This is a genomic window from Nostoc sp., assembly GCF_036917195.1.
GTDB lineage: Bacteria > Cyanobacteriota > Cyanobacteriia > Cyanobacteriales > Nostocaceae > Nostoc.
This window is the reverse complement of the sequence record NZ_JBALDG010000071.1, coordinates 72068-98246: the sequence shown is the minus strand read 5'-3', so window position 1 is coordinate 98246 and position 26179 is coordinate 72068. Positions and strand designations below refer to the sequence as shown.

21 protein-coding genes and 2 pseudogenes are annotated in these 26179 nt (G+C 40.0%); 16 read left to right on the top strand and 7 right to left on the bottom strand.

Going from position 1 to position 26179, the window contains the following annotated elements:
- The first annotated feature begins 139 nt into the window (after nucleotides 1–139).
- Nucleotides 140–355 (top strand): hypothetical protein, encoded by a 216-nt coding sequence (locus tag V7K40_RS23525; RefSeq protein WP_334963994.1) that lies wholly within the window; start codon nucleotides 140–142, stop codon nucleotides 353–355.
- A 408-nt stretch (nucleotides 356–763) separates the two neighbouring features.
- Nucleotides 764–1582: pseudogene (locus V7K40_RS23520) on the top strand (PepSY-associated TM helix domain-containing protein); the annotation flags it as partial.
- A gap of 361 nt (nucleotides 1583–1943) precedes the next feature.
- Here the strand turns inward: V7K40_RS23520 and argJ are convergent.
- Nucleotides 1944–3257, bottom strand: a complete 1314-nt coding sequence (gene argJ, locus V7K40_RS23515; RefSeq protein ID WP_334963992.1) for a bifunctional ornithine acetyltransferase/N-acetylglutamate synthase — start codon at nucleotides 3255–3257, stop codon at nucleotides 1944–1946.
- 719 nt (nucleotides 3258–3976) lie between these two features.
- Entirely contained in the window at nucleotides 3977–5452 is a 1476-nt protein-coding gene (gatB, locus tag V7K40_RS23510; RefSeq protein WP_334963990.1) for an Asp-tRNA(Asn)/Glu-tRNA(Gln) amidotransferase subunit GatB, read from the bottom strand.
- Nucleotides 5453–5581: 129 nt separating this feature from the next.
- Between gatB and V7K40_RS23505 the strand changes: the two genes are divergently transcribed.
- From V7K40_RS23505 to V7K40_RS23475, 7 genes are all read left to right on the top strand, one after another.
- Nucleotides 5582–5734, top strand: a complete 153-nt coding sequence (locus V7K40_RS23505; protein ID WP_334963988.1) for a hypothetical protein — start codon at nucleotides 5582–5584, stop codon at nucleotides 5732–5734.
- Between the two features lie 202 nt (nucleotides 5735–5936).
- Nucleotides 5937–6236: a hypothetical protein gene (locus V7K40_RS23500; RefSeq protein WP_334963986.1), complete on the top strand. Its 300-nt coding sequence runs from the start codon at nucleotides 5937–5939 to the stop codon at nucleotides 6234–6236.
- On the top strand, nucleotides 6233–6739 hold the full coding sequence (locus tag V7K40_RS23495; protein WP_334963985.1) for a PIN domain-containing protein: 507 nt from the start codon (nucleotides 6233–6235) through the stop codon (nucleotides 6737–6739). The genes V7K40_RS23500 and V7K40_RS23495 overlap by 4 nt, the downstream gene beginning before the upstream one ends.
- 429 nt (nucleotides 6740–7168) lie before the next feature.
- Nucleotides 7169–7519 carry a hypothetical protein gene (locus tag V7K40_RS23490; protein ID WP_273768019.1) on the top strand — a complete coding sequence of 117 codons (351 nt, stop codon included), beginning with the start codon at nucleotides 7169–7171 and terminating at the stop codon, nucleotides 7517–7519.
- 800 nt (nucleotides 7520–8319) lie between these two features.
- Nucleotides 8320–8556, top strand: coding sequence for a hypothetical protein (locus V7K40_RS23485; protein WP_334963981.1), 237 nt, complete (start codon nucleotides 8320–8322; stop codon nucleotides 8554–8556).
- Nucleotides 8557–9660: 1104 nt separating this feature from the next.
- The gene (locus V7K40_RS23480) at nucleotides 9661–13881 is read left to right on the top strand and encodes a PAS domain S-box protein (protein ID WP_334963979.1); all 4221 of its coding nucleotides are present in this window, start codon (nucleotides 9661–9663) and stop codon (nucleotides 13879–13881) included.
- Entirely contained in the window at nucleotides 13878–14846 is a 969-nt protein-coding gene (locus V7K40_RS23475; protein ID WP_334963977.1) for a PleD family two-component system response regulator, read from the top strand. The genes V7K40_RS23480 and V7K40_RS23475 overlap by 4 nt, the downstream gene beginning before the upstream one ends.
- A 67-nt stretch (nucleotides 14847–14913) precedes the next feature.
- Here the strand turns inward: V7K40_RS23475 and V7K40_RS23470 are convergent, their stop codons facing one another.
- A complete protein-coding gene (locus tag V7K40_RS23470; protein ID WP_334963975.1) occupies nucleotides 14914–15198 on the bottom strand; it encodes a hypothetical protein in 285 nt (94 codons plus the stop codon).
- A 47-nt stretch (nucleotides 15199–15245) separates the two neighbouring features.
- Between V7K40_RS23470 and V7K40_RS23465 the strand changes: the two are divergent.
- A pseudogene (locus V7K40_RS23465) lies at nucleotides 15246–15410 on the top strand (competence protein ComFB); the annotation flags it as partial.
- 539 nt (nucleotides 15411–15949) lie between these two features.
- Here the strand turns inward: V7K40_RS23465 and V7K40_RS23460 are convergent.
- Nucleotides 15950–17086, bottom strand: a complete 1137-nt coding sequence (locus V7K40_RS23460; protein ID WP_334963973.1) for a cob(I)yrinic acid a,c-diamide adenosyltransferase — start codon at nucleotides 17084–17086, stop codon at nucleotides 15950–15952.
- Between the two features lie 236 nt (nucleotides 17087–17322).
- Here V7K40_RS23460 and fraC point away from each other — a divergent pair, with 236 nt between their 5' ends.
- From fraC to V7K40_RS23445, 3 genes are all read left to right on the top strand, one after another.
- A complete protein-coding gene (gene fraC, locus V7K40_RS23455) occupies nucleotides 17323–17862 on the top strand; it encodes a filament integrity protein FraC (RefSeq protein ID WP_334963971.1) in 540 nt (179 codons plus the stop codon).
- A 52-nt stretch (nucleotides 17863–17914) separates the two neighbouring features.
- Nucleotides 17915–18922: a septal junction protein FraD gene (fraD, locus tag V7K40_RS23450; protein WP_334963969.1), complete on the top strand. Its 1008-nt coding sequence runs from the start codon at nucleotides 17915–17917 to the stop codon at nucleotides 18920–18922.
- A 152-nt stretch (nucleotides 18923–19074) separates the two neighbouring features.
- A complete protein-coding gene (locus V7K40_RS23445; RefSeq protein ID WP_334963967.1) occupies nucleotides 19075–19854 on the top strand; it encodes an ABC transporter permease in 780 nt (259 codons plus the stop codon).
- Between the two features lie 117 nt (nucleotides 19855–19971).
- Here V7K40_RS23445 and V7K40_RS23440 read toward each other — a convergent pair whose 3' ends face one another.
- Both V7K40_RS23440 and V7K40_RS23435 read right to left on the bottom strand, forming a co-directional pair.
- Nucleotides 19972–20628, bottom strand: coding sequence for a pentapeptide repeat-containing protein (locus tag V7K40_RS23440; protein WP_334963965.1), 657 nt, complete (start codon nucleotides 20626–20628; stop codon nucleotides 19972–19974).
- A 244-nt stretch (nucleotides 20629–20872) separates the two neighbouring features.
- Entirely contained in the window at nucleotides 20873–21097 is a 225-nt protein-coding gene (locus V7K40_RS23435) for a hypothetical protein (protein WP_334964129.1), read from the bottom strand.
- A 127-nt stretch (nucleotides 21098–21224) separates the two neighbouring features.
- Between V7K40_RS23435 and V7K40_RS23430 the strand changes: the two genes are divergently transcribed.
- From V7K40_RS23430 to V7K40_RS23420, 3 genes are all read left to right on the top strand, one after another.
- A complete protein-coding gene (locus V7K40_RS23430) occupies nucleotides 21225–21602 on the top strand; it encodes a DUF1823 family protein (protein ID WP_334963963.1) in 378 nt (125 codons plus the stop codon).
- Nucleotides 21603–22080: 478 nt separating this feature from the next.
- A complete protein-coding gene (locus tag V7K40_RS23425) occupies nucleotides 22081–23739 on the top strand; it encodes an alpha-amylase family glycosyl hydrolase (RefSeq protein WP_334963961.1) in 1659 nt (552 codons plus the stop codon).
- A 198-nt stretch (nucleotides 23740–23937) separates the two neighbouring features.
- Entirely contained in the window at nucleotides 23938–25017 is a 1080-nt protein-coding gene (locus V7K40_RS23420) for a 3-deoxy-7-phosphoheptulonate synthase (RefSeq protein WP_334963959.1), read from the top strand.
- 568 nt (nucleotides 25018–25585) lie between these two features.
- Here V7K40_RS23420 and V7K40_RS23415 read toward each other — a convergent pair.
- Entirely contained in the window at nucleotides 25586–26089 is a 504-nt protein-coding gene (locus V7K40_RS23415) for a 2TM domain-containing protein (protein ID WP_334963957.1), read from the bottom strand.
- Nucleotides 26090–26179: the final 90 nt, after the last annotated feature.

The window sequence follows — 26179 nt, the reverse complement described above, 5'->3', positions numbered from 1 at the left end:
TTGCTATAGTGTCCGTTTAAATTAGCCGTAAAAAAAGACCTCTAAGAGATTTTACTACGTAAAACTGTCCCTCTCGCCCGCCCAAGAGGGACAAGCTTGAACTTGAGTTCAGCGTCTGTGCTTTGTATCAGTTTAATTCTTGCGATCGCCCTACAGCCCTTTGGGCATCCTACGGCAGGCGTTGGCAAAGCCATCGCTTTCGTGTTTAATAAAAGCAAATTTGCTAAGTTCCTATATTGAATTCGGGCAGTCGTTGATTGAATTCGGGCAGTCGTTGATTGAATTCGGGCAGTCGTTTATTGAATTTGGGCAGTCGTTTATTGAATTCGGGCAGTCGTTTATTGAATTTGGGTAGTCGTTGATTGAATTTGGGTAGTCGTTGATTGAATTTGGGCAGTCGTTGATTGAATTCGGGCAGTCGTTTATTGAATTTGGGCAAGGCAGAGGGCAGAAGGGAAAAATAAAAATATTTGCGTATACCTTTGTGCCTTACCCATTTGAGTTTAAAACCCTCACCAAATTTTTAATTTGGTGCAAAACAATTAGCGCAAAGTCTGTAGACGCTTCTATGGCTACTCTACGAGTTCTCCGTTCGCGCAAGCGTCTCTGTAGGAGAAGGAGTACCCGCAGGGTGCGGAGGCTTCTTCCGTAAAACTCTCTGCTTTTTTGTAAATTTCTGGGCGATGTCTAGCGACAAGCCGCAAAGCGGCTACGCATTCAGGAAATTCATCATTATACTTGAACAGGAAACTACGTTAACCCTTACACCGGAGCGATTCTCGGCAATAACTTAAAGCCAAGCTTTGTGAATAAGTTTTTTGAAATCGCCTACCCGCTCCACTATACTCTTTTAGGTGGTGACATTGGCTATAAGTTTGTTGGCATTATTGGTTTACTGATGTCCTTTATGAGCATTACAGGTATCATCCTGTGGCCTGGTTGGCGTCGGTTAATATCTGGTTTCAAAATTAAGTGGAATGCTCATCCGAAGCTGGTTAACTTTGATGTTCACAAAGTTGCTGGCTTTGTCGCGGCAGTATTTTTGATATTTGCATTTTTCACAGGATTTTGCTGGAGCTTCTCTGAGTTTGTCAACCCGATGATCTACGCACTCACCTTTAGCCAAAAGCAAGCAGATCCAGTATCTATTCCCATTGCTGGTAAGTCTGCGCTCGGACTTACAGAACAATTAAAAACGGCTCAAGCTGCTTTACCGGATGCATCGCTTAGGAGAATTTATTTTCCAAATAAACCAGAAGAAGTCTTAACGTTTAGCTTTAAACTTCCTCAAGAAACTGAGGACTACGGTCAAAGTACTGTTTATCTTGACCAATATAGTGGTAAAGTTTTACGAGTGGATAGTTCTTTGAAAATGTCGTTAGGCGATCGCATTCTCAACTCTTTTGGCGCTTTACACTTCGGTACTTTCTGGGGACTGCCATCCCGAATTTTCTACGTCTTCGTTGGGCTTGCACCATTAATTTTGTTCATCACTGGTTTTGTGATGTGGCGATATCGCTATCGGGCAAAAACTGTAGTTAGCGATTCCACAATACAAATGTCACACTCAGGTCGAAATTAACTGACAATTGAAGTTGTGATGGCCAAAGCGCCCACCTTTTAGACAATGCTTTCGGCAACTTCTAGCCGTGTACGTACCCTCAAGACACTGTTCATTAAACTACACTACCCAACTACTAACTATCACCATTTTTCAGACATGTTTAAAGCAAGTGGCGTGGAAACCCCCTCTGAGCAACTGCCTCACCACAACGGAGTCGCTTGACTTGAGCGAACTTTTCAAGACGGATGCAAGAATCTTCAATTCCAAAATCTAAAATTTAAAATCTAAATTCGGTGAATGCAGCAGTGAAGGGTGTTGAGGATTTGAGTTCCTTGAATAGGGACTTAGGGCTAGCAAGTTGTAAACAAGTCGGAGTAGTTCATGTTGTGTACTCGGCGTTAATCTTCACGTAGTCATAACTCAAATCGCAACCCCAAGCTTTACCTGCACCATGACCGTTGCCAACGCTGACTGCAATGATCACTGGATTATCTACTCGTTGAGCCTTGATAGTGCTTCTATCAAAGGATAAATCATTACTATTATTGGTGGCAATGAAGTCTTTGGGCAGGGAAGAATCAGCAGCAGTTTGTTTTAAATAAGCGCTTGCTGCCGCACGATCAAAGGTTAAAGGTTGCCCATTTTCTAACATTAAAAAATCCCCTAGCTTAATTTGCAGGTTTTCTTGCTCAAAGGGCACACCTGCACGTCCAGCGGCGGCGGCGATGCGTCCCCAGTTGGGGTCACGTCCAAAGATTGCAGATTTAACTAAGGATGAACCAGCGATAGTTTTGGCTATTTGCCGGGCTGAGAGTTCATCGTGGGCCCCTGTTACTTCCACTTCAATTAGACAGGTTGCGCCTTCACCATCACGAGCGATCGCTTTGGCTAAATGCTGACAAACTGCTGTTAACATGGCTTCTAATTTCTCTGATTCTGCGCCCAATTCTGTAATTGCTGGGGTGCGAGATTGACCATTTGCCAAGGCGATTAAGCTGTCGTTAGTGCTAGTATCACCATCCACGGTAATCGAATTAAAGCTTCTATCAGCTGCTCTTGCTAACATCTGCTGCCAAAGAACTGATGAAACCGCTGCATCACAAGTAACAAATGCCAGCATGGTTGCCATGTTGGGGTGAATCATGCCGGAACCCTTGGCAATACCGCCAATTCGTACCGGGCGGTCGCTTATAGTTGTCTCTAGGGCAATAGATTTTGTTACCAAGTCTGTGGTGATAATCGCTCCGGCAGCAGCATCTGAGCCTGTTTCTGATAGTGCTGCTATTACCTTGGGAATCCCGCTTCGCAAAGCATCCATCTTAATTCTTTGACCAATCACGCCAGTGGAAGCCAATAACACAGATTCAGATGGGATGTTCAGTGCTTGGCCTACTGCCATAGCCGATTCTAAGGTATCAAGGTAGCCTTCAGTCCCTGTAGCGGCATTTGCTTGTCCAGCGTTGCAGAGGATGGCACGAGCGCTATGTTTGGCTTGCAAGCGTTGGCGACAATATTCTACGCAGGCAGCTTTAACTTGGCTGGTGGTGAATACACCCGCTGCGATCGCTTCCACCTCTGAGAATATCAAAGCTAAATCTGGCAACCCGGAAGGTTTCAACCCTGCGCTAATTCCCGCCGCCTGATACCCCCTTGGGGCTGTGATGCCACCTGTTATTTTTTGCCAATCTGCCATTATTCTTCCTTACAACTATCAAGTTGGATAGGTCAACCCCTTTGGGGGATTCAAAATTCAAAATTCAAAATTCAAAATTAAAGTATTTCTACTTGTTGTGAGTTGATTTACTGATGGCAATAATAATGCACGAGTTGGCGATTAGCATAATTGTTTTTACCTTTCTTATGACGAAAGACAAAAGCGAAAAAGGAGAGCCACTTGGGTCGCTCTCCAGATCATTACCATGCATTCTTTTTTTCACACCAATTCATTGATGATGTCAGGGTTATTACTTAGTTTATTGAAATTATTTCTAATAATGTTATGAGTTTATCCGTAAATATCACAAAAATAAAATAAAAAAGAGAGCCACTTAGGCAGCTCTCCAGATCATCAGGGTGCATCTACTTACCACACTATATCATTTTATGTATGCGGGTTGTCACCAGTTTTTATGTGAAGATTCTGTGAAGAAGCACCGGGAAAATACTTACTTGGGGCATGGGGCAATTCAATTTTGGATAATGGAATTGATGATAGCGCAGCGTAAAGCCTGCGGCATGGCAACTCTTAGAGAGGCTGCGCCAACGCTTAGAGCGAGTCCGCGTACTCCTACGGAGAAGCAAGCTACGCGCAGCGTCTCGTAGAGAGCGTCTTTTAGATTAAATTTCAATCCAAAATCTAAAATTCTTACTCCTGTGCCCCCCTCACCAAGCATTGTTGACTATGACAGACTACTAGGCATTCAGTTTTTTCTCCACCAATTCGTTAGTCAGCTTAGGATCAGCACGTTTGGCTGTCTTTTTCAGAACTTGTCCGACAAAGAAGCCTTTGAGGTTGGTGTTACCGTTGCGATACTTTTCTAGTTCTTTGGGATTGGCGGCTATTACTTGATCAACGATGGGTTCTAGTACACTAGGATCGGTGATTAACTCCTGACCAGCAAAGGCTTTCTCAGGAGAAATACCACTGAGCAAATCTGGCAACTTTTCTTTAGCTTGAGCATTGCTAATTTTGCCCGTTTCAATGCGAGTGATGATATCAGCTAAATTGGTGGGAGTCAGGGCGATTTCAGTAATACTGAGTTTTTGCTTATTGAGGTGGGCTGCGATATCTTGAGTAATCCAGTTTGCAGCAGCTTTCGGATTTGCTCCAGCTGCGATCGCAGTTTCAAAATATTCCGCTACGGGATGATCTTCTGTCAACACTCGCGCATCGTAAGCCGAAAGCCCCAACTCACTTTCATAATGATGGCGTTTTTGGGCTGGTAATTCTGGTAATTCGCTGCGCCATTGCTCTAATTGGGCACCTGACACCTCAATTGGTGCTAAATCTGGTTCGGGGAAATAGCGGTAATCGCTAGAACCTTCTTTTACCCGCATACTACTTGTGCGTTGAGCGCCTTCTTCCCACAGACGAGTTTCTAGGATAATGCGATCGCCAGCTTCGATGGCGGCAATTTGGCGCTCAATTTCGTAGTCAATCGCCCGTTGGATGGCGTTGAACGAGTTCATGTTTTTAATTTCTACCTTGGTGCCAAACTCCTTTTGTCCCACCGGACGCACAGAAATATTGACATCGCAACGCAGAGATCCTTCTTGCATATTGCCGTCACTCACGCCGAGATACCGCACAATCCGGCGCAACTCTTCGGCATATTCAGCAGCTTCTAGTCCAGAACGCAGGTCGGGTTCTGAGACAATTTCCATTAACGGTATACCTGCGCGATTGTAGTCTACCAGAGAATAGGAAGAACCCGAAAGGCGATCGCTGCCTGCATGAACCAATTTTCCAGCATCTTCCTCCATATGCAGACGCGTAATGCCAATACGTTTGCGAATGGGGTTACCCTCAGCATCTACCAATTCAATTTCTAACCAACCATGTTCTGCGATCGGTAGATCATATTGAGAAATTTGGTAATTTTTCGGTAAGTCTGGATAAAAATACTGTTTACGGTCAAATTTGCTATATCTAGCGATTTGACAATTTAGTGCCAAACCAGCCTTGACGGCGTATTCTAATACTTTTTCATTGAGTACAGGTAAGACCCCAGGTAAACCCATACAAACCGGGTCAATGTTAGTATTGGGGTCAGCACCAAATGCCGTAGAGCTATTAGAGAAAATCTTGGTATTGGTACTCAGCTGACAATGGGTTTCTAGACCAATAATCGCTTCATACTCAGTTTTTACGGTCGTAGCAGTGGTCATAATATCAATATTTTGGCATAATCCTTCTAGTGGTACTATTGTAGCGGCGTATTGAGTTGCCCTGAAGACGGTTATTTGGGTGAGTAATGCTTACCCTCTTGAGCTTGAAAAGGAAGATGCAAACCTAAGGTGAAGAAAATCTTAATCATTGGTTCTGAGGGTGCTGGTAAATCTACCCTAGCCCGCGAACTGGGAACCATCTTAGGTTTAGAAGTCATTCACTTGGATGCTTGGTACTGGAATCCTCGCTGGGTTGAGACTATTACCGGTAGCCAAGGATAAATTACTATAAAAAGGTATTAAATTCAATAAAGTTCAGTTAAGGATTTCTTCCTTCTCTCTGTGTCCTCTGCGCCTCTGTGGTACCCTGCGGGAAGCTGCTTTGCATCTACGTTAAAAAATTTGACTTTGACAAAGAGTTTTAGTCTTAAATTAACTGTATTGGTATTAAATTGGCAAATTATGTCAGGGAGCAACTAATATTATGATTGATATCAAAACAGCAGTGAATGCTGCCTATGAATACATAAAATCCCTACAAGAAATGATGGGTTCTTCATTAAGAGATTTGAGACTTGAAGAAGTTGAGCTTTCTGAGGATAAAAGCTTATGGTTGATTACTTTAGGGTTTGATATTCCTAAAAAACCTCCTCAAAGCCAATTTGAGAACTTAATTGCTACCTCTGGTGCTTTTACTACTGTGTTGTATGAACGAGAATATAAACTTTTTAAAGTAAATTCTCAAACTGGCAAAGTAGAAGCAATGAAAATTAGACAAGTATGAAAGATGTGATTAATTCCTTAATTCGTCGTTATCACCAAAAAGGAATTTTAATTGATACAAATATTTTACTTCTCTACTTTGTTGGGACGGTTAATCGAGAAAGAATAACCCGATTTAATCGAACGCAGCAATTTATACCAGAAGATTATGATCTGTTGCTAAGAATCATTGGCAGATTTCGGAAACTTGTAACAACCCCAAATATTTTGACTGAAGTTTCTAACTTTGTGGATAAACTTGTTGAACCTGAACGTTCTCAGTGCTTTGCAATATTTGCTCTATTTGCTCAAAATGTTGATATGTTGGATGAATACTATGTAAAGAGTTTAGATGCTGTTAATACTGAAAAATTTTTTAAATTCGGACTTACTGACAGTGGAATTTTGACTTTATCTAAAGGGAAGTATCTTGTACTAACTGATGACTTCAAGCTAGCAAATTATCTTCTGAGTGTAGAAGTTGACGTAATTAACTTTAACAATATTCGTATCTTTAACTGGTAGTAAAAATATGAAATTCAACCTCACGCCTAAAGCAATACGCTTGGGTTAGTAATAATTAGCCCCGAAGATTCCCCCAACCTACCTACGCTAGTCTGCTCAACAGGGGGAACTCCCGCACACGGCTGGCTCTAATTCCCTCCTTTTTAAGGAGGGTTAGGGAGGATCAAGCCTTTACACGTCATAAGGGAATTAATTAAATAATTATTAAAAATATACACCCTTATTAATGCCTCAAACTCTTTAATAATAAATCAAACTATTAATTAAATATTAGCACTCAAGGCTTGTTAGTGCTAATTTTTGACTGAGGTTTAATGCCTATGATATAGACTAAAACTATACTTTTTCTAGATGCTTTAGTTACTTGTCAGACATTATATTAAAAAACTAAAGCTTTACTGCAAGTAATTTAAAACTGAGAGTACTAGAATGAAATACACTTTTGATATTGTAGGAGTATCTCCACTTTTACAGTTTTTTAATCACCAACAGCAAAATGGGCAAAAACTACCCCACCAAGGCGTGGAATATTTAGGAATGTATACGTGTACACTAGATACGTTTCTAGAATCAGTGGAATCAGTTCCAGCAAAGTGGGGTTGGAATCTAGATCAAGTGGTAGATACCGTAATTCAGTTTTGGTTGAACAACTCAGACAGTATTCGTTATTGGAAAGTACGTTTAAGTGATGCTGGTAAGGATAATTTACTAGTCGCAAGATTGGCGGATATAACCGCCTTACAAGCTGAATTTGAATCCCTACTAGATAAGAAGTGGTGAAGAGATACTTAGAATTGAAGAAGAATTCAAGAGCGGAGCAAGAGTTGCTCCGCCTCCAGTTAAAATCAATAGTTTTCTCTGTTATTCTCATTTTCAAGTGCTTTGAAAATTTTGAGATATAAATTTTCTACTCTTTTCGTCTGAACTTCACAAAATGAAGCATACTAAGTTAAAATAGGAGCGCCATTTACTAATTTTTTCGGGAAAACATTAACTTTTTTATAGCAATTAGTCAAGATATTCTAAATTTAATAATTGCACTATGTATTGCTCCTAAAACTCTAGTAAAAACCTTAGAAAAAATCTATTTTTTTAATATCTAAATAAACTATTAAAATCTAAATATTATAAACTAACTATAAAAAACGTAAATGTCCGCAATATGCCTTTACTGAGCGCACTTATAGAAAATTTAAGAGTGTGTCTGCGTCCATTAATCTTAGGCACGTTATTGTTTATTTTCAGCTAAATTTCAATAGTACTTTTTCAGACATCAATATTCGCTTTACCACTGATACGGACTTTACTTCTGTGTATGCATACAAATCATGCAAACCCAATACTTGCCAAACTTTCTGCTTTAACTTTGTTGTGTCCTGGAAACAATTGCAAATTAAGGTTTTGAGATTCATAGCCACCTGAAAATTCCAACTTAGTTGGTCTAAAATATAGCGTTAAGTGTTGACAATCTATAAATAATCGAATAACAAGGTGGCAGCAGCATTAAAAAAAGCGTTAGTGCATTCCTACCTAGAAACTAATTGACGCCCTTGATGAAACTTCATACGGATAACAGAATTATGCCAGAAAATACGGTTAACAAAGCTACCAAATTAGACAATCAGGCTATTGCCTATAAAGAACGCCTCAATTCTTGGGCGATCGCTCGTCTACTTCCTAATACACAACGGGAAATTGTTGCTCGCTTCCGCAGCCGTTCTGATGCCGATGGCTATATGCGGCACCTCCCCCAGGAAATACCAAATGCTTCCTACATGGTTGTTTTTGATTGTCAACACCAAGAAGCTGTCATTTAAAGTACAAGTATAGGCAATAGACCTATCTTGAAAATAGGGAACAGTTTACAGGTGATAGGGAACAGAGAAAGAGATTTTCGTTCTAAATTGTGTTCGCGTAGGGGGTGCTTTGTCCTGACTCTGTTCATGAGCGTCTCTTGCAAAAGGGACTTTTGTACTCTTATGGTGAAAAGGGAAGGGTTAAGGGGGAAGGAAAATTCAATCCCTATAACCCTTGCTCTTAATCCCCACTACCCTTTTCTTGTGATCATGGGCGTAGCTTACTTAAAAGTAGCGGTACAAGAAGTCTGCCTCTGGGCGTATACGCACTTGTAATAAAGTTAGGGCATGATAAAAGAATTAAAAATACGTAGGCGTAGCCTGCCCTTAAATATCGCTTACACTCCAGATTGCAATTCACCAAATTTACGATGTTTAAATTTTGGATAATGGAATTGTTGGCGGAGCCTCTCGTAGAGAAGATTCAAAATCCAAAATTTAATCCATGTTTGAGAGCAGGAAAATTTAAACGTAAGAATAATTCTATTTTCCAAAATCTAAAATTAATTGACAAGCAAGTAACTTGATTGCTGGGGTGAATCTAAATTCTATTATCTAAAATCCAAAATTGATTGACGCTTCACTTAAAAATTCTGGATATTGCCAACGAGCATATTGACCTTTGTATTCTACCTTTCCAAATCCGAGTTTCTGAGCCACCCTTGATAATTCACCAAAGAGTAAGCCTTTGCGCGTCTATGTTGGTGAGGGAGTAACTTCAAGTTTATTCGCATCAGCGACACATTACCGATCGCGAGTGCGTTTGGTAAAAAAGCCTAGTACAGCAGGCGCATAAATCTACCTACCATCTCAATTAACAAGACTTGGGGTAAAATCCCCTTGTTAAAGATAGCCAAACTTTTACCACTGTGTACTAATACGGACAATTTGTTGCTATCAAAAAAATGGTAATTATAACTATAAGTTATTAAGTTTTTCTATAAATAATATACATTATTCTACTTAAAAATAAATTCCGTAATTGCACTGATGCTATTGAGATTTTAGATTACTTAAAAGTAAAAGTTAGTCCAATAATCCCTGAAAGTACTGGAGGGTTAATAAGTGGTTAAACAGCACCAATATGACTGGTTCAAAGCTGTGAAATTTTTTCGCAAACGAAAATTACTAACGCTGTTGCTGGGGATTTTCTTCTCAATCTCTGTAATCCTACTTTGGCAGAGACTTTTTATCCTAACTCTAGGGTTATTAACACAATTAATATTGATTGCAGGGTTATTGGTTGTTGTGACGCTGACATTATCAATCTATTTTGCCTTGGTGATCAAAGCAAGCAACCAGCAAATAACAGCACTAAATCAAGAGTTAGCTCACAAAGTTTTTAAACAGAAACAGCTAGAAATTGCCCTTTCCACCAGCGAAAATCGTTTGCAGCAATTGCTGGAAACTGTCAAAGTCATCCCTTGGGAATTAGACTTGAAAACTTGGCGATTTATTTACGTTGGCCCACTTGCGGTAGACTTGCTAAATTATCCGATCGCCGAGTGGTACGAGGAAAATTTTTGGGTCAATCATCTGCATCCAGATGACAAAGAAAAGTCTGTTCGTTTTCGCCAAGAAGCAACTGCTAGGTGCGAGAATCACGAATTAGAATACCGGATGTTAGCAGCTGACGGGCGAGTTGTTTTGCTGCGAGACGTTGTTAACGTAGTTGAGGAAGCAGGAATTCCTACTATGCTGAAGGGGTTTATCTTTGACATTACTGATTTGAAGTTGGTGGAAGAAACCTTGAGACTGAGGGAGAAGGCACTTGCTGCTACCAGTAATGGAATTATTATTACCGATGCCACACTCGCCAATAATCCAGTTATTTACGTCAACTCAGCTTTTGAGCAAATAACAGGCTACAGTGCTAGTGATGTGATTGGGGAAAACTGTCGATTTTTTCAAGGTGCAGATATACAGCAATCAGCACTCAATGAACTGCACTCATCTATTCAAGCTGGAACAAGTTGCAAAGTTATTCTCTGCAACTATCGCAAAGATGGTATCTTGTTCTGGAATGAATTAAGTATTTCTCCTATCCATGACGAAAATGGCAAGTTAAGCCACTTCATTGGAATTCAGACAGATATTAGCGAGCGCAAGCTTGCCGATGCCAGTCTGCGTTGGCAAGCCCTCACCTTTGAAAACATGCATGATGGCGTAATTATCACAGATTTAACCGGAAATATTATTGACTGGAATCCTGCTGCCGAAAGCATGTATGGTTATACCAAAGCCGAAATTTTGAATAAACATCCCAGTATTTTGCATCAGCCGGAAGTAGCTGCAATATTAAGCACCAAAATTCTCGAAAAAATTAACCAGCAAGGACGCTGGTCAGGGGAAATACACTTTATTCGCAAAGATGGTAGTGAGGGAATTTCCGAAACAACCGTGGTCTCTTTACAGGATGAACAGGGGGAAACTGTTGCTACTGTTGGGGTCAATCACGACATTACCGAAAATAAACGAGCTAAAGAAGCGCTGCAAAGGCAATTGCATCGCACCCTACTACTTGAACAAATTACTCAGGAAATTCGTCAAAGTCTTGATACCAGGAAAATCTTTGAGACGGCTGCTACCCAAATTGGACAAGCATTTAAAGCTGAACGCTGTCTGATCCATTCTTACATTAGCGACCCCACACCCCGAATTCCTCTAGTAGCAGAGTATAATATTCTCCCTGGTTACTGCTCCATGTTGAAATTGGAAGTTCTCATGACCAACAATCCCCATGCCGAGCAGATGATGGCACAAGAAATAGCGATCGCTTGTCCAAATGTGTACGTTGATCCTTTATTCCAGGCGGCTGAACCTATTTGCCGACGAATTGGGCTGAAGTCTATGCTGTCAATCCGCACCTCCTATCAAGGAGAACCTAATGGTGCGATCGGCTTACACCAGTGCAGCTATTTTCGCAAGTGGACACAAGACGAAATCGAATTACTAGAAGCAGTGGCGGCTCAACTAGGTATTGCTCTAGCACAGGCTCATTTACTGGAACAAGAAAAGCGCCGACGGGAAGAACTTACCTTGAAAAACTTTGCCTTGGAGCAGGCAAAACATCAGGCAGAAGCCGCAAATCGGGCAAAAAGTGAGTTTTTGGCGATGATGAGTCACGAAATTCGGACTCCAATGAATGCTGTTATTGGCATGACTGATTTACTGCTGGATACTGACCTCACGCCTCAACAGCAAGACTTAGTGGAAACAGTTCGTAGTAGCGGAGATGCTTTGCTCACCATTATTAACGACATTCTAGATTTCTCCAAAATTGAGTCGGGCAAACTGGAATTAGAAGAACAGCCTTTTGATTTGAGAGCTTGTGTGGAGCAAGCTATTTCTTTATTAGCCCCTAAAGCTGCTCAAAAGGATATCGAATTAGCTTACCTGATCGAGCCGCAAGTTCCCACTCAGATCATCGGTGATTTGACTCGTCTGCGCCAAGTCTTGATGAATCTCCTCAACAATGCCATTAAGTTTACTGAAAACGGAGAAGTGGTACTTTCTGTTGAACTGGGGGCTCTTTGCTGGGGACAAGGGGGAGCAGGGGAGCAGGGGGAAAATTCCTCTCCTGTGCACCCTCTCTCCCAATCCCCACTCCGTGGGGGCCCCGAGTCCCCCTGCCCCTCTGCCTCTTCCCAGTCTGCGATACCTGTTGGAGAGCCGCAACTTCTCTACGAAATTCAATTTGCCATCAAAGATACAGGTATTGGCATCGCACCAGAGAAGATAAAGCGGTTATTTCACCCCTTCACTCAGGCTGATGTCTCCATGACTCGACGATATGGCGGCACAGGATTGGGACTGGTGATCAGCAAGCGGCTAAGTAAGATGATGGGGGGCACCCTTTGGGTGGAAAGCCTTGGGTTTGTTGGCGGCAATCCTAGCCCTAGATGGGAAAGTAGAAAATTATTATCATCTCCAAGTTCTTCCCAAGGTTCAACATTTTACTTCACTATTACGACCAAAGTGCCTGCTGTACCAGAAGCTGAATTTAGTAATTTGCCAATACACCTTGCCAGAAAGCGCCTGTTGATTGTGGATGACAATCTGACCAACCGCAAAATTATCAGCTTGCAAGCAGAGTCTTGGAAGATGCAAGCTTATGCCGTCAAATCTGGTAAAGAAGCTTTAGATCAACTTGCTCAGGGAACGCAGTTTGATATTGCCATTTTAGATATGCAAATGCCGGAAATGGATGGCATAACCCTAGCTCGTCAAATCCGCAAGCAATCTGGTTGTCAAAATCTGCCTTTGGTGATTTTGACCTCTTTGGGTAGAGGAGAAACTTCCTCTGACTTTAATGATGTTCAGTTTGCTGCCTCTTTGAGTAAACCCATTAAACAGTCTCAACTCTACGATGTTATTACCCGTGTTTTGACAAATCAGCCGATCCAAGCCAGTATTTCTGATTTTCTCTTGGTTGATCGGCATTTGGCCCATCGACTGCCACTGCGGATTCTTCTGGCAGAGGACACAATTGTCAATCAGAAAGTTGTCTTACTGATGCTACAGAAAATGGGTTATTCAGCTGATGTCGTCACCAATGGGCTAGAAGTACTCAAGGCTTTGCAAAAACAGCCCTATGACGTAGTGTTGATGGATGTCCACATGCCTGAAATGGATGGGTTAGAAACAACTCGGAGAATCTCTCAAGAATGGGGAGTCGGTTTTCGTCCCCATATCATTGCGATAACTGCCAATGCAATGCAAGGCGATCGCGAAGTCTGTCTTGCTGCTGGTATGGATGACTACATTAGCAAACCCATTCAGCTTCAAGAGTTAGCTGAGGTACTCAGTAAATGCCCACCCCAAAGAAGTTCTGAATTCACTTCCATAGTTAAACTCGGTAAAGTGATCTGCAAAGAATTGCAATCTTCGCCAAATATCCTCCAGTCAGGACAAAACCAGACATTAAAAAGCGCCAAAATTGATCCTAAAATGCTCCAATCCTTGTGGGATATCGTCAGAGGAGATCATGTTGCATTTGCTGAATTAATTGAGTGTTATCTGACAGAAACACGGAGACTGGTGCAAGATATTAGCACAGCGATCACAAATGAGGATGCCCAGACTATATGGAAGACAGCCCACCAACTCAAGTCCAGCAGTGCTTCTGTTGGAGCGATCGCCTTGGTGCAGCTTTGCAAGCTGTTAGAAGCACAGGGACGCAGCAGTAAATTAGAAAACAGCTTAAAATTATTTTCACAACTATATCAGGAATATGAACAAGTTAAAACAGCCTTACAAAAAGAACTTGCGAAGGAAGCACCATGAAAGCCAATGCTCAAGAAAGTCAATCTTTAGTTCTAATTGTTGATGATGAACCTTTTATCCGCCTGATATTACGACATTTCTTGGAGCGGGAAGGGTATCAAATAGCAGAAGCTCAAAATGGTATAGAGGCAATAAATGTTTTTAAGCAATTCCACCCTGATATAGTACTCCTTGATGCCATAATGCCGGATATGGATGGGTTTGAGTGTTGCGCTCAGTTACAACCTCTTGATTGTAGCAAGCACACTCCAGTTTTAATGATTACAGGACTTGAGGATCAAGAGTCAGTTGACCGTGCATTTGCAGTAGGGGCAATGGATTATGTTACCAAACCGATTCACTGGGCAGTTTTACGACAACGGGTAAAACGCTTGATTCAGCAATCTCAGTTACAGCAAAAACTGGAAGCCGTTAATTTGGAATTGCAGCTATTAGTTACTATCGATGGATTAACTCAAGTCGCTAACCGCCGACGGTTTGAAGAGTATTTTAACCAAGAGTGGCAGCGCCTGAAATGGGATCAACAGCCTCTTTCGCTGATTCTGTGCGATGTTGATTTCTTCAAATTATATAACGATACCTATGGTCATCGGGTAGGCGATCGCTGTCTTCAAAAAATTGCTAAAGCCATTAAAGATATTATTAAATGTCCCGCAGACCTAGTTGCCCGTTATGGTGGGGAAGAATTTGCTGTGATTTTACCTAACACAGACACTAAGGGGGCGACTCATGTTGCCGACAAAATTTGCCATGCTGTCCGCACACTAGCAATTCCTCATCAAAATTCCCAAGTTAGTCCTCATGTAACTATTAGTGTCGGATTTACGACAGAAATTCCTCAGCCAGATTCTGACTTGGAAAAAATGATTTCCGCAGCGGATTGGGCGTTGTATCAAGCAAAGGCAGCAGGACGCGATCGCTTTGTGCAAAATATTTTACTAACCAAAAGTAAAAATTCCGGCTAGTGCGCCAAACTTCAGATATTTTTACCCTATTTTCAATGTATCGGCTTGTATATATCGTCTGCTTATTCTATGCCTTGAAAATGCTCTTCCTCACCTTTAAACTATTCATCGAAGACGGATCAATTAGATGATCATGTTGCAGCCGACCTACAACAATACCAGAATGAATACCAATACGTTCCGCAAAATCAATCACATCAGTTTCATATTTAAGATTCGCTAATTCCCCCTCATACTCAAGTGGGATCAAAAATTCCTGTGACCATTGATTTGCTTGGCATTCCTGCTCCGATTTCAAACTTTCCCCACTATCCCATTCATCAAGAAAAATATTTTCCTTATCATGTAGCAAAATATGTGTAGCGCCCTTAGTGGGCTAGCATAAAGAGAATCAGCGTTATGAGTATCGAAAAAATTGTAGAACAAGCTTTCGAGGATGGGTATTTGATACCAGCAATGGAAGCAGAAATCGGGCGAATCGTTGATAATGCCTCAGAACTCTCAATCAAAGAGTACATGGCGTTGGATCGGCTGATGGGCGCACTTTTGACTGGTGAGATTCTTAGGGGTTAGTCTCGGAATTATTCATACTAAGTCCTAATAAGCGTCAGTACTACCGATAAGGAAAAAGGGCGATGAGGCTCCCAAAGTCTGCATTCTAGACCATTTTCAGTGTAGACAGAATCGCCGTTCCCATTCGTGTGACAGTAGATCGGTTCTTGACACCAATGACAACGTGTTAGGTAAGTTTTTACACTAACTAGTAAAGAAGGCAGAGGTAAAGCTGTCTTTGGTAATGCAAACTTACTTGAATTGCATTGGTGTCTACCACTTCCATTAGGCTCCCAAGGTTGCCATTTACCAGGAGTAAGCTCCGACATGATGATGGAATCTTCACAGTGTTTGCAGTACCTTGGATAAGCCATTGATGATTCTGGTACGAATGTCTGTTTTAATTAATTTGCCCAATATTAACGCTCTACATCATCTACCCGAATGGTGATCGCTTGTGATCGGACATCGACCTCATCACGCCAGGTTATTTTGGTAAATAGATTTGTTATGTTTCTAGAGAATCTAGCATATCAACTAATCAGCAACGCCTAAAAATCTACTCCTCGTTTGAGTTCTACACCTTGATTGGCATAGTGTTTGTGGCAATAAACCTCTGAGTGGACGCTAGCCAAGTCGAAGTACGCTGGTTGATTTTGGCAGCGACCAGTGATAATGATTTCGGTGTCGCGCGGTTTGCGGAGCAAAGCTTGAACAATGGGTTCAACGGGGAGGAGTTCTAAGTCAACTGTGGGATTGAGTTCATCGAGGATGATAGTTTTATACAGTCCAGAGGCGATCGCAACTTTAGCGATTTCCCAACCTCGTTCGGCTTCTACGTAGTCTAATTCTTGCCGGGAATTTCGCCAGACGATCGCATCTCCACCGCAGCGCTGATGATCCACCACTTCTGGATATGACTGCTGCAAGGCAGCGATCGCTGCGTCTTCTGTATACCCGCTACCACCTTTAAGCCACTGCATAATCAACACACGGGTAGACCCAGGATGATTAATTCCTCTACCAATGGCCTGTAAAGCTTTGCCCAAAGCACTGGTAGACTTGCCTTTCCCAGCACCAGTATAAATTTCAATCCCTTCAAGTAAGAAGGCTTTAGCTGTTGGGTGGTGATAAGGTTTCATTTCTGAGTGCAAATCTGCAATATCGAGCAACTTTTGCGGCGCAGCGCGTCCGGTGGCGATGATTTCTAACTCTTGGGGTTTGAATTTTAATGTCCGTACCACTTCATCCACTGGTAGCAAACCTAGATCCAGAACAGGGTTAATTTCATCTAAAACCACAACTGAATATAAACCACTGGCGATCGCACCTTTGGCTACATCCCAACCCCGCTCCGCTTCATCTCGGTCAAAGGGGGTAATTTCCTCATGCCCAAAAAATTCGGCCCTCCCGGTGCGAACCTGGTCAATTAAATGGGGAAAACCGCGCTGCAAAGCTGCGATCGCGCCATCTTCATCATAATCACGTTCCGGCCCTTTTAAAAACCGCAGCAGTAAAACTCGGTTAGAATTGCTAGGCGTATTTATCCCCAAGCCAATGGAGCGCAAAACCACTCCCAAAGCCGCTTGAGACTTACCTTTACCCACGCCATCGTAGACGTGAATTTGACCAATGAGCCGCTCCTGACGCACTTGCGCCGTGCGAATACCAATACCGTTCCTTGTCATCTCTGGAAAAGCTATAACGTGGCAATCTTTAATCTTACCTAACGTCTTGTACTCTCATCTGAGAAACTACCCCTCTAGCACGCTCGTACAAGCATCAGCTTGATATATTAACAATATCAATAAAGGAATACTGGCACACCAACATGGTAAAGGACAAGAACAATGTGATAATTTCCGCCATCACCCTCACTATCCCAGTTATACTCTCTACAGTTAACCCTTACCGTTGACCATTTATGCCTGAAAATTGGATACTTCCCAGGATTTTTCCCATTGGTGGAATTCTGTTTGACTTTTTATTTGTACTAATTGCCATCCCCATCGAAGCATATGTTTTCCACAATCGACTAAAATTTGACAAAAAATCCAGTATTTTTTATGCCATTTCTATCAATCTGTTTTCTAGTGTGATTGGTTGGATCATATTTTTTGTATCAGAACCAATGTTGCCGATCCAGGTGAAATCAGAATTAATTAACTATATGTTTTTTAATAATTTTAAATCACCGAAAACACAAACGTTAATAATCTTAACTGCTTTTGGAGTTTTCTTTGCTACTTTTTTGATGAAATTTTTCCTTTTAAGAGGATTACTAGTATTATTAAATGAATCATTTGCTAAAAAAGAAGAGGAACTTCAAACATCTCAACGGCGACGTTGGCGGAGTTTTAGCAATCTGAGATTACAAAGTACCAATTTAGTCACTACTACGTTAATAGCGAATTCTGTAAGTTATAGTGCTATCACCATTATTTTATTGTTTCGCTCAAAGTAGGAAGAATTTACTTCAAGGCAAGAATAGTGATTAATCAGGTGTGGTGAGGAATATGAATACGTTATTTAAAGATGTATTTGGGATTTTTAAATTTGCTGAAGGGCTTTATGCGGGAATTAGAAAGGTATTAATTCCACCCAAAGCTTATTCCTGGCAGACATTTATTTATCTAAGTATTTTTTCTTGGGTACTTTCATATTGTGCTACAGGTTATATCAAAGATATAATTGCCTTTTTTGGTTGGTTATTTTTAATTGCTGGCACAGCTTGGTATACAACTGAAGATCCTTTGAGGGTTCCTGGTACTTTTATGCCAGTCGGAGCAGTAATCACTGGATTCTTAGTTAGCGTTTTTGCCTTTGGAAATCAACAGGATGTAATTACATCAAGAACAATCGTTTTTTGGCCGACAATTTCAGCACTAATTACAGCAATACCAGAATTTATTGAAGGAACTGATACAGACTCTAAAGCTCGAATTCCTAAGCCAGAAGACCGCCAAAGAATCATAATTTTAGTTGCTAGTAGTATGCTGCTAAGTTGTTGGATTCAGTTTTTCTTTGTGATGGATAATTGGTTCCAACAATATCCCAGTTTGCAGGCAGATACTTTTAAACGTAGTGCCTTTGTTGTCAGAACAGAAGAACGAGTAAAAATACCGCAAAACGGTGTTGTAATTTTAGAAAAACTTCAACCAAGAGTAGTAGAAGAAATAGCTCAAAGACCTTGGTCGGAAGTAGAAAAATGGTTGCTAGATGCGAAACAGCGGGTAATAACTCTGGGTACAGAAGTAATTCAAAAAAATCTGGGGAGATATGAAGAGAAAGAACTATGGCACGTTGAACCGCGTGTAGCTAATACTAAGTCTGGATATATATTAGATTTATTAAGTATTTGGATAGGCCCAAGTTCTAAGCCACGGGGCTATTACTTGAAAAAATCTTGTCGGATTGAACCAGTTGCAGCAACTAACAATTCAGGGGATAAGATTATAGTTGCAGAAATTGAATGCGATCGCATCAATAAATTAATTGTTGGATCACCGCCTCCGCAGCAGTAACTCAATTTTTGATTTTAGATTTTAGATTTATTCTCGCATTTTAATTTGGGGGCAACTTTTACAAAACACGTAAGGGACAGACATTTTTAAATTCTTTGATTTTAAATTATTCAAAATTTAAAATCTAAACTTTGGTGAGGGAAAAATAATAAATGACTATTAACAGAATTTTTGTATTGGCAAAGAATGTGTTTCAGGAAGTGGTACGCGATCGCATCCTATATATTATTGGTTTTTATGCGTTAATACTTGCCACCGCTTTCCATGTCCTTCCTGAATTTGCAGCTACGACTGAAGACAAAATGTTTTTAGACTTTGGGATGGCGGCGATGAATGCCATCGGGTTAATTGTGACAATATTTATTGGTACGGGACTGGTTAATAAAGAAATTGAAAAACGCACTGTCTTAATGTTAATTGCTAAACCTGTCAGCCGCAGCGAAATTATCGTCGGCAAATACTTGGGTTTATCCGCAGTACTAGCTGTACTTATCGTCACGATGACAGCAATTTATCTGATATTTCTGCAATTTGGTAACATTCCTCATCCAACGGTGAGCATTCTAATTGCGGTAATTTTCTTATTTTTGCAGTTATCATTAATCACTGCTATAGCTATTACCTTTGGTGTTTTTACTGCTTCTTTGCTAGCGACTATTTTAACCTTTGCAGTATATTTAATCGGGAATATTACTCAAGATTTAGTACAACTTGGTCGTCTTAGTCACAACCCTGGTATGGAACGTCTAACTCAAGGTTTGTTTCTCATCTTACCAGAGTTATCTCGATTAGATTTGAAAAATGATGCTGTTTATGGTCTGCAAGCACTACCTGACACAACTGCACTGATTATGAATGCTGGCTATGGCTTACTTTATAGTGCCATGTTGTTAGCGATCGCTATTTTTATCTTTTCACAACGCGAATTTTAGTCATTGGGCAAAAGAACAAACAGAAAGTTATTCTCTCCTAACTCTGCTAATTTTAGATTTTAAATTGAAAGAAAAATCTAAAATCTAAAATCTAAAACTGAATCACTCCTAACTCTTTTAATAAATCATTATCTGAGGTTGCTTAATTGTGCCATCAGGCATGATAGTATTTCGGAACTTAGCATAAATTAGGTTTGTCTCCCAAAGGTTTGCCTTACTCAAGTTTGCCTTGGTTAAATTTGCCCATGTCAGGTCTGCACCAGTTAAGTTGGCCTCAGTTAAATTAGCTTCTAGTAATTTTGCTCCACATAGCTTTGCTCCTGTGAGATTTGCTCTAACTAAGTTAGCTTCAATCAGTGATGCTTCAATTAATTTGGCTTCACTTAGGTCTGCTTCTCTCAAATCTACATCACACAAAGAAGCACCCCAAAGATTACTATTTGTGAATTTTGCCCGCCATAAGAAAGTTCCGCACAAATTTGCTCGTGTTAAATCAGCATTAATCAAATTAGCTTCACACAAAGATGCTTCATACAAATTAGCTTCACGTAAGCTAGCTTGGATCAAATTTGCGCCACTTAAATTAGCACGAGTGAGGACACAGCCACACAGATTTGCATCACGCAAATCCGCTCCTATAAAGTTAACACCACTTAAATCAATTCCTTTCAGGTCGATTCCACTCAAGTCACATCCACTGAAATCTCGGCGCTGAAAATATTTATTTGTAATTTGACTTAATATAAATTCCTGCTTATCAGCATAATTTTTCATGGTATTCACCTCTGGGTGTAATTTATCTCAAAAATCGAGTAGATAGTTACTGTATATTGAGAGTACACCCCAAATGCAGATCAGCTGAGTAAATAATCAAAAAGAAATTATTAAAAAATCGCAAATTACCTGAAAATACGCTTTTGAAGTGGTTTTTAAAACAAAAAATGCTGACATAGGTCAGGAAACATTGATAAGTCAAGTTGGTAGGGTGCGTTACGCTAAAGACTAACGCACCACTTTACTAAGGTTGATAGCGAAGGCTAAAGTAAAAACCATCATCCTGGGCGTTATTACCGCGATCGCTCAGATCGATTTGAGGTTCGCGCTTGATATAGTCTTGACCAAATTTAATTACACTGGTACGGCCAATACCAAAGAGGGTTGCAAGGTTATCGAAGAGAAAAGTTTGACCATCCTCATAGGTAAATCCCAAGGATAGGGCAAATTCAACTCTTGGCGATCGCAACTATCCCACTTTTAATCACCTCATTTCTGCTTGCCACCGACTATATTTTGGAACAAATCCCCTATTTACGAATTACGATTTATTTTAATTACTAGTCAGTTTTTCAACTTTGAATTTGGAATTGCTTATGTCTAACCTACCACCACTGAATACAGAAACAATTTGGGCAATTCTTGACGAGAAACTTGATGATGCCACAGTCAACCAGTTGCTATGGCATTATTTAGGCTATCGCTATGATTCCTCAACTGCACAATGGGACACTAGCCAAGTTGCACCAGAATGGCAAGATGAGTACCCACAACCACCAGATTTCATTGAATCTCGCCCTGCAACAGTCAAGTTGACTCGTTCCATTCCTGCTGAAAATAAACAAATGCTAAAAGAAAAACTGGGTTTCAAAGGTTACAAAATTGGTGAATTTGGGCCTCGACAAACTCGCAGGGCGACGGCGGCGAATTGGTTGTTAAGTTATCTGCAACAAACTAACGGCAAAATTGAGTAATCTCATACGGCAGATATTTATAGCAATCCAAAATTATTTCTGATAAACAAGATCCCCTACTTCGTAAAAGTTGTCGGGGATCTATGGGTTGCAATTATCACAAATTAAATCAGATTGATCTAGTAAAAAATATCTTATTATTACCAATATTGTTCTTATTCCAGAATATCTGCTGTTTTATAACTTAATAAAAAGCTATTAATTTATTTAATAAAATCTTGCAGTTGGATAGAATAATATTTAAATTTACCTAGTATTATCAGACCAAATTGCAGTAAGTAAATTTGAATATTAATCAAAAAATAAATGCTATAAACACTCAAAAATTGCCAACAAATAGTTAATTTTTATAAAGTATTTATCAATTATTCCTGAAGATAGAAGCAGTAATTATATAATTATTTCTCTAGATTGATTTGCAAATTCAATTGAGCATCAGAAAATACTTCTATCAACCATTGATATTACAAACACTTCTATGGCAAAGCCAATTGAATTTAATTTATTTGCACCTTACAACAAAGGAGCCGCATTAATTGGTTCTTTTTCTGATTGGCAAGAAATTCCAATGGAAAAAGGTGATGATGGTTATTTTCGTACAAGTGTTGAACTAGAAGACGGCGTTTATAAATATAAATTGCGCGTCCAGTCAAATTCATGGTTTTTTGAACCAGAACAATGGGTTGATATCACAGACCCCTATGCAACTGATATAGATGAACAAAGTGGAAATGATGATGGTGTTATCCAGGTAAAAGATGGTAAAAGGATTATTGATACCTATATTTGGCAACATGATGATAAACCGTTACCTGCTGACCAAGAATTGGTAATTTATGAATTGCATGTTGGTGACTTTTCTGGTGGTGAGGATGACCCTTATGCACGAGGTAAATACAAACATGTTATTGAAAAGTTAGATTATTTGTGTGAACTGGGAATCAACGCTATTGAGTTGATGCCACTTAAAGAATATCCTGGTGATTATAGTTGGGGTTATAATCCCCGCCACTTCTTTGCAACAGAATCTAGTTATGGTTCAACTGCTGAGTTAAAAAAATTGATTGATGAGTGTCATGCTAAAGGTATTCGTGTGATTCTTGATGGTATTTATAACCACTCAGAAGCATCTGCTCCTTTAACACAAATTGACCACGATTATTGGTATCATCACTCTCCCCATGACCCTGATAATAACTGGGGACCTGAGTTTAATTATGAACATTATGACGAAAAATTAGATATTCATCCTGCGTGGAAATTTATTGGTGATACAATCCGTTTTTGGATTGAGGAATATCATCTTGATGGTATTCGCTATGATGCAGCGCGGCAAATTGCTAACTACGACTTCATGCACTGGATTGTTCAAGAAGCCAAAAAAACTGCTAGCATGAAGCCTTTTTACAACGTTGCTGAATACATTCCTGAAGCTACCAGCATTACCAATGTAGATGGGCCAATGGATGGTTGCTGGCATGATAGTTTTTATTACTGCATTTTAGAACATATCTGCGGTGATACATTTGATTTAGAGCGTCTTAAAGATGTCATTGACTGCAAGCGCCAAGGCTTCTTGGGTACCATTAATGTGGTAAATTACCTCACCAACCACGACCATAACCATCTCATGGTTGAATTGGGGAACCGTGAGATTTTTGACGAAGATGCTTTTAGGCGGGCTAAATTAGGAGTAACCATACTGATGACTGCTGTTGGTGTACCTTTGATTTGGATGGGAGAGGAATTTGGCGAGTATAAACCTAAACAACCTGAATCATCCAAAATTGATTGGACGCTGTTAGGTAATGATTTAAATCGTGGTTTATTTGAATCATACAAAGGCTTAACCAACCTGCGTAAAAATAATCATGCCCTCTACACAGAAAATATTGATTTTATCCACGAAAATCCAGAGGCTAAAGTATTAGCTTATACTCGTTGGAATGATGAAGGTTCTCGTGTAGTTGTGGTAGCTAATTTTTCAGAAAATTTTCTAGGTGACTATCATGTTCCTAATTTAGCAAGCGGTGGTACATGGCACGAGTGGACAGGGAATTATGATGTCGAAGCTAGTGACGATGGTATCATAGCTGATTTGGGACCATACGAAGCCAAAGTGTTTGTATGGCAGTAATCATATACACTGCTGCTGAGTCAGTAGTCCAATAGGAAAAAAAAGGGGAAACATTTTTCCCCTTTTTCAGTTAATATCTTACTCCTATACAGTTTAATTAGAAATTTGTCAAGCAGAAAACAGGCTATTTTAAAATATCATCGGTTTGTGTTACAATTTTGAGTTGAAGTGCGGATATAAAATTGCCAAATCATCCCCATGCATAACACATTATTTAATAGTAATATCGACAACGCTAACATTGAGATTGACAACGCTAACATCGAGAACGATCGCATTTTATTAACTCCCAATGAAGTCAAATCAAAATTACCTTTAACACAATTAGCTGAACAAAGAGTTTTAGCATTTAGACAGGAAATAGAACATATCCTGGATTTTCAGGATCGCAGAAAATTTATAGTAGTTGGCCCATGCTCAATCCACGATCCAAAAGCAGCGCTCGAATATTCTGAGAGATTGAAAATATTAGCCGAGCAAGTTAAGGATAACTTGCTACTAGTTATGCGAGTGTACTTTGAAAAACCAAGAACAACTGTAGGCTGGAAAGGATTAATTAATGATCCAGATATGGATGATTCTTTCCATGTAGAAAATGGTTTGTTAATTGCCCGGAACCTGTTATTAAAAATTACAGAATTAGGATTACCTGCTGGCACAGAAGCACTAGATCCAATCATCCCTCAATACATTAGTGAACTGATTACATGGTCTGCCATTGGAGCACGCACGACCGAATCACAAACTCACCGCGAGATGGCAAGTGGGCTTTCGATGCCTGTAGGTTTTAAAAACGGTACTGACGGTAATATTCAAGTAGCTTTGAATGCTCTACAATCAGCTAGAAACCCGCATAATTTTCTGGGAATTAATCAAAACGGACAGGTCAGCGTATTTCAAACTAAAGGTAATGCCTACGGTCACGTAATTTTAAGGGGTGGTACTCAGCCCAACTTTGATCCAGCAAATGTCAAACTGGTTGAAGAGAAATTAAAACAGGCAAATTTACCACCGAGAATTGTGATTGACTGTAGCCACGGCAATACCAATAAAGATTACAAATTACAAGGTATTGTCTTAGAAAATATTATTCAGCAAATAGTGGATGGTAATACATCAATAGTTGGCATGATGTTAGAATCCCATTTGTATGAAGGTAATCAATCAATTACTACTAAACAAGAAGAATTAAAATATGGTATTTCTGTAACTGATAAATGTATTGGCTGGGAAGAAACTGAAAAAATTATTTTGGCTGCTCACGAAAAACTTAAGTAAATACCATAGCGGAGGTTTTCAGAGGCTTTGAATCTTACTCCCCAATTTTAGTAGGGCTTGTCATTACCCAATATATGACAATTCCCGCTTCGTTTCTATCCCCCATTGGAATTCTGTTCCAAGGCTAATAGCTTGCATTCCTCTCAAGATAAATAAACAAGAATTTTATATCATGTCCGCTTGATTACTTATTAAACCTGAAGAAGCCCACTCCACCAAAGCTATGCTTTGTCTTTTCTAAGAGCAAGCGGGGCTAGGGTGTACACATAAGTCGAAAAAAGCTCGATTTCCCCTTGTTATCTCGTTTCTCTGGTTCCTATGCTTTGTATAGGAATATTGGTATTCTCATCCAATCGATAACTACTGTAACATCAATATTAATCCTAATAATTCCTCTGTTTATTCAGATTTTCTTTCAATAGTGTTACATAACAAATATTCCGGTAAATATGACCCCGAATTCTACTATGGTTTTTTTTTGAATTAGCGATGTCTACGACAAGCTTGTTTACGAGATGCTACGCGTAGCTTGATTCTCCGTGTGGGTACGTTTACGCAAGCAAATCTACTAAGCCTGTAATGCCTTAAACCACTTATTTAAAACTGTACTGATGGTTTTCTTAATCTGATGCTTACGACTCCATTTTTGGAATGCCATTTCATACTCTTCGCCTTTGATTTGAAAGGTATTCCAAACATCCAGCCCTACAAATAATCCGCAGAATAGCAAAATGTACAGCGACCAAGAAATTCCGCCACCAGTGATCAAATCGACCAGTATCAAAAAGCCATTGAAAATTGCATAATTCCCTAGACGCTTCTGAAATCTTCTGATACGGTAGGCGTCAAAAGCTTTTCGCTGTTGGACTTGGCTCTGTAGCCCTACCCAATCACGTTCTGCTAATTTTAAAGACTCAGGTGAAATTTCTAACTCAGCAGCAATTTCTAATATCTGCTCATAAGAAAATTCTGTGTCTTTGTCATTAGCTTGACGAGCGATCGCTAAGTGCAGAATTTGTTGGACATCTTCTTGGCTATAAGAGCGGATGCTTTGAGGTTCAAACGCCGTCATAATTTTTTCTCTTATATTAGTTTTAATAGAAATTTGCTACCCAATAGATTTTAAGCAGCTACGCCAGTACTATTTCCATTATCTCTACAT

Coding starts and splice junctions, on each gene's coding strand:
- gatB (WP_334963990.1), bottom strand. CDS start 5,452: ATGACCACTGCTACGACCGTAAAAACTGAGTATGAAGCGATTATTGGT.
- V7K40_RS23490 (WP_273768019.1), top strand. CDS start 7,169: ATGAAATACACTTTTGATATTGTAGGAGTATCTCCACTTTTACAGTTT.
- V7K40_RS23495 (WP_334963985.1), top strand. CDS start 6,233: ATGAAAGATGTGATTAATTCCTTAATTCGTCGTTATCACCAAAAAGGA.
- V7K40_RS23425 (WP_334963961.1), top strand. CDS start 22,081: ATGGCAAAGCCAATTGAATTTAATTTATTTGCACCTTACAACAAAGGA.
- V7K40_RS23445 (WP_334963967.1), top strand. CDS start 19,075: ATGACTATTAACAGAATTTTTGTATTGGCAAAGAATGTGTTTCAGGAA.
- V7K40_RS23475 (WP_334963977.1), top strand. CDS start 13,878: ATGAAAGCCAATGCTCAAGAAAGTCAATCTTTAGTTCTAATTGTTGAT.
- V7K40_RS23460 (WP_334963973.1), bottom strand. CDS start 17,086: ATGACAAGGAACGGTATTGGTATTCGCACGGCGCAAGTGCGTCAGGAG.
- V7K40_RS23440 (WP_334963965.1), bottom strand. CDS start 20,628: ATGAAAAATTATGCTGATAAGCAGGAATTTATATTAAGTCAAATTACA.
- V7K40_RS23415 (WP_334963957.1), bottom strand. CDS start 26,089: ATGACGGCGTTTGAACCTCAAAGCATCCGCTCTTATAGCCAAGAAGAT.
- fraC (WP_334963971.1), top strand. CDS start 17,323: ATGCCTGAAAATTGGATACTTCCCAGGATTTTTCCCATTGGTGGAATT.
- V7K40_RS23420 (WP_334963959.1), top strand. CDS start 23,938: ATGCATAACACATTATTTAATAGTAATATCGACAACGCTAACATTGAG.
- V7K40_RS23500 (WP_334963986.1), top strand. CDS start 5,937: ATGATTGATATCAAAACAGCAGTGAATGCTGCCTATGAATACATAAAA.
- fraD (WP_334963969.1), top strand. CDS start 17,915: ATGAATACGTTATTTAAAGATGTATTTGGGATTTTTAAATTTGCTGAA.
- V7K40_RS23485 (WP_334963981.1), top strand. CDS start 8,320: ATGCCAGAAAATACGGTTAACAAAGCTACCAAATTAGACAATCAGGCT.
- V7K40_RS23430 (WP_334963963.1), top strand. CDS start 21,225: ATGTCTAACCTACCACCACTGAATACAGAAACAATTTGGGCAATTCTT.
- argJ (WP_334963992.1), bottom strand. CDS start 3,257: ATGGCAGATTGGCAAAAAATAACAGGTGGCATCACAGCCCCAAGGGGG.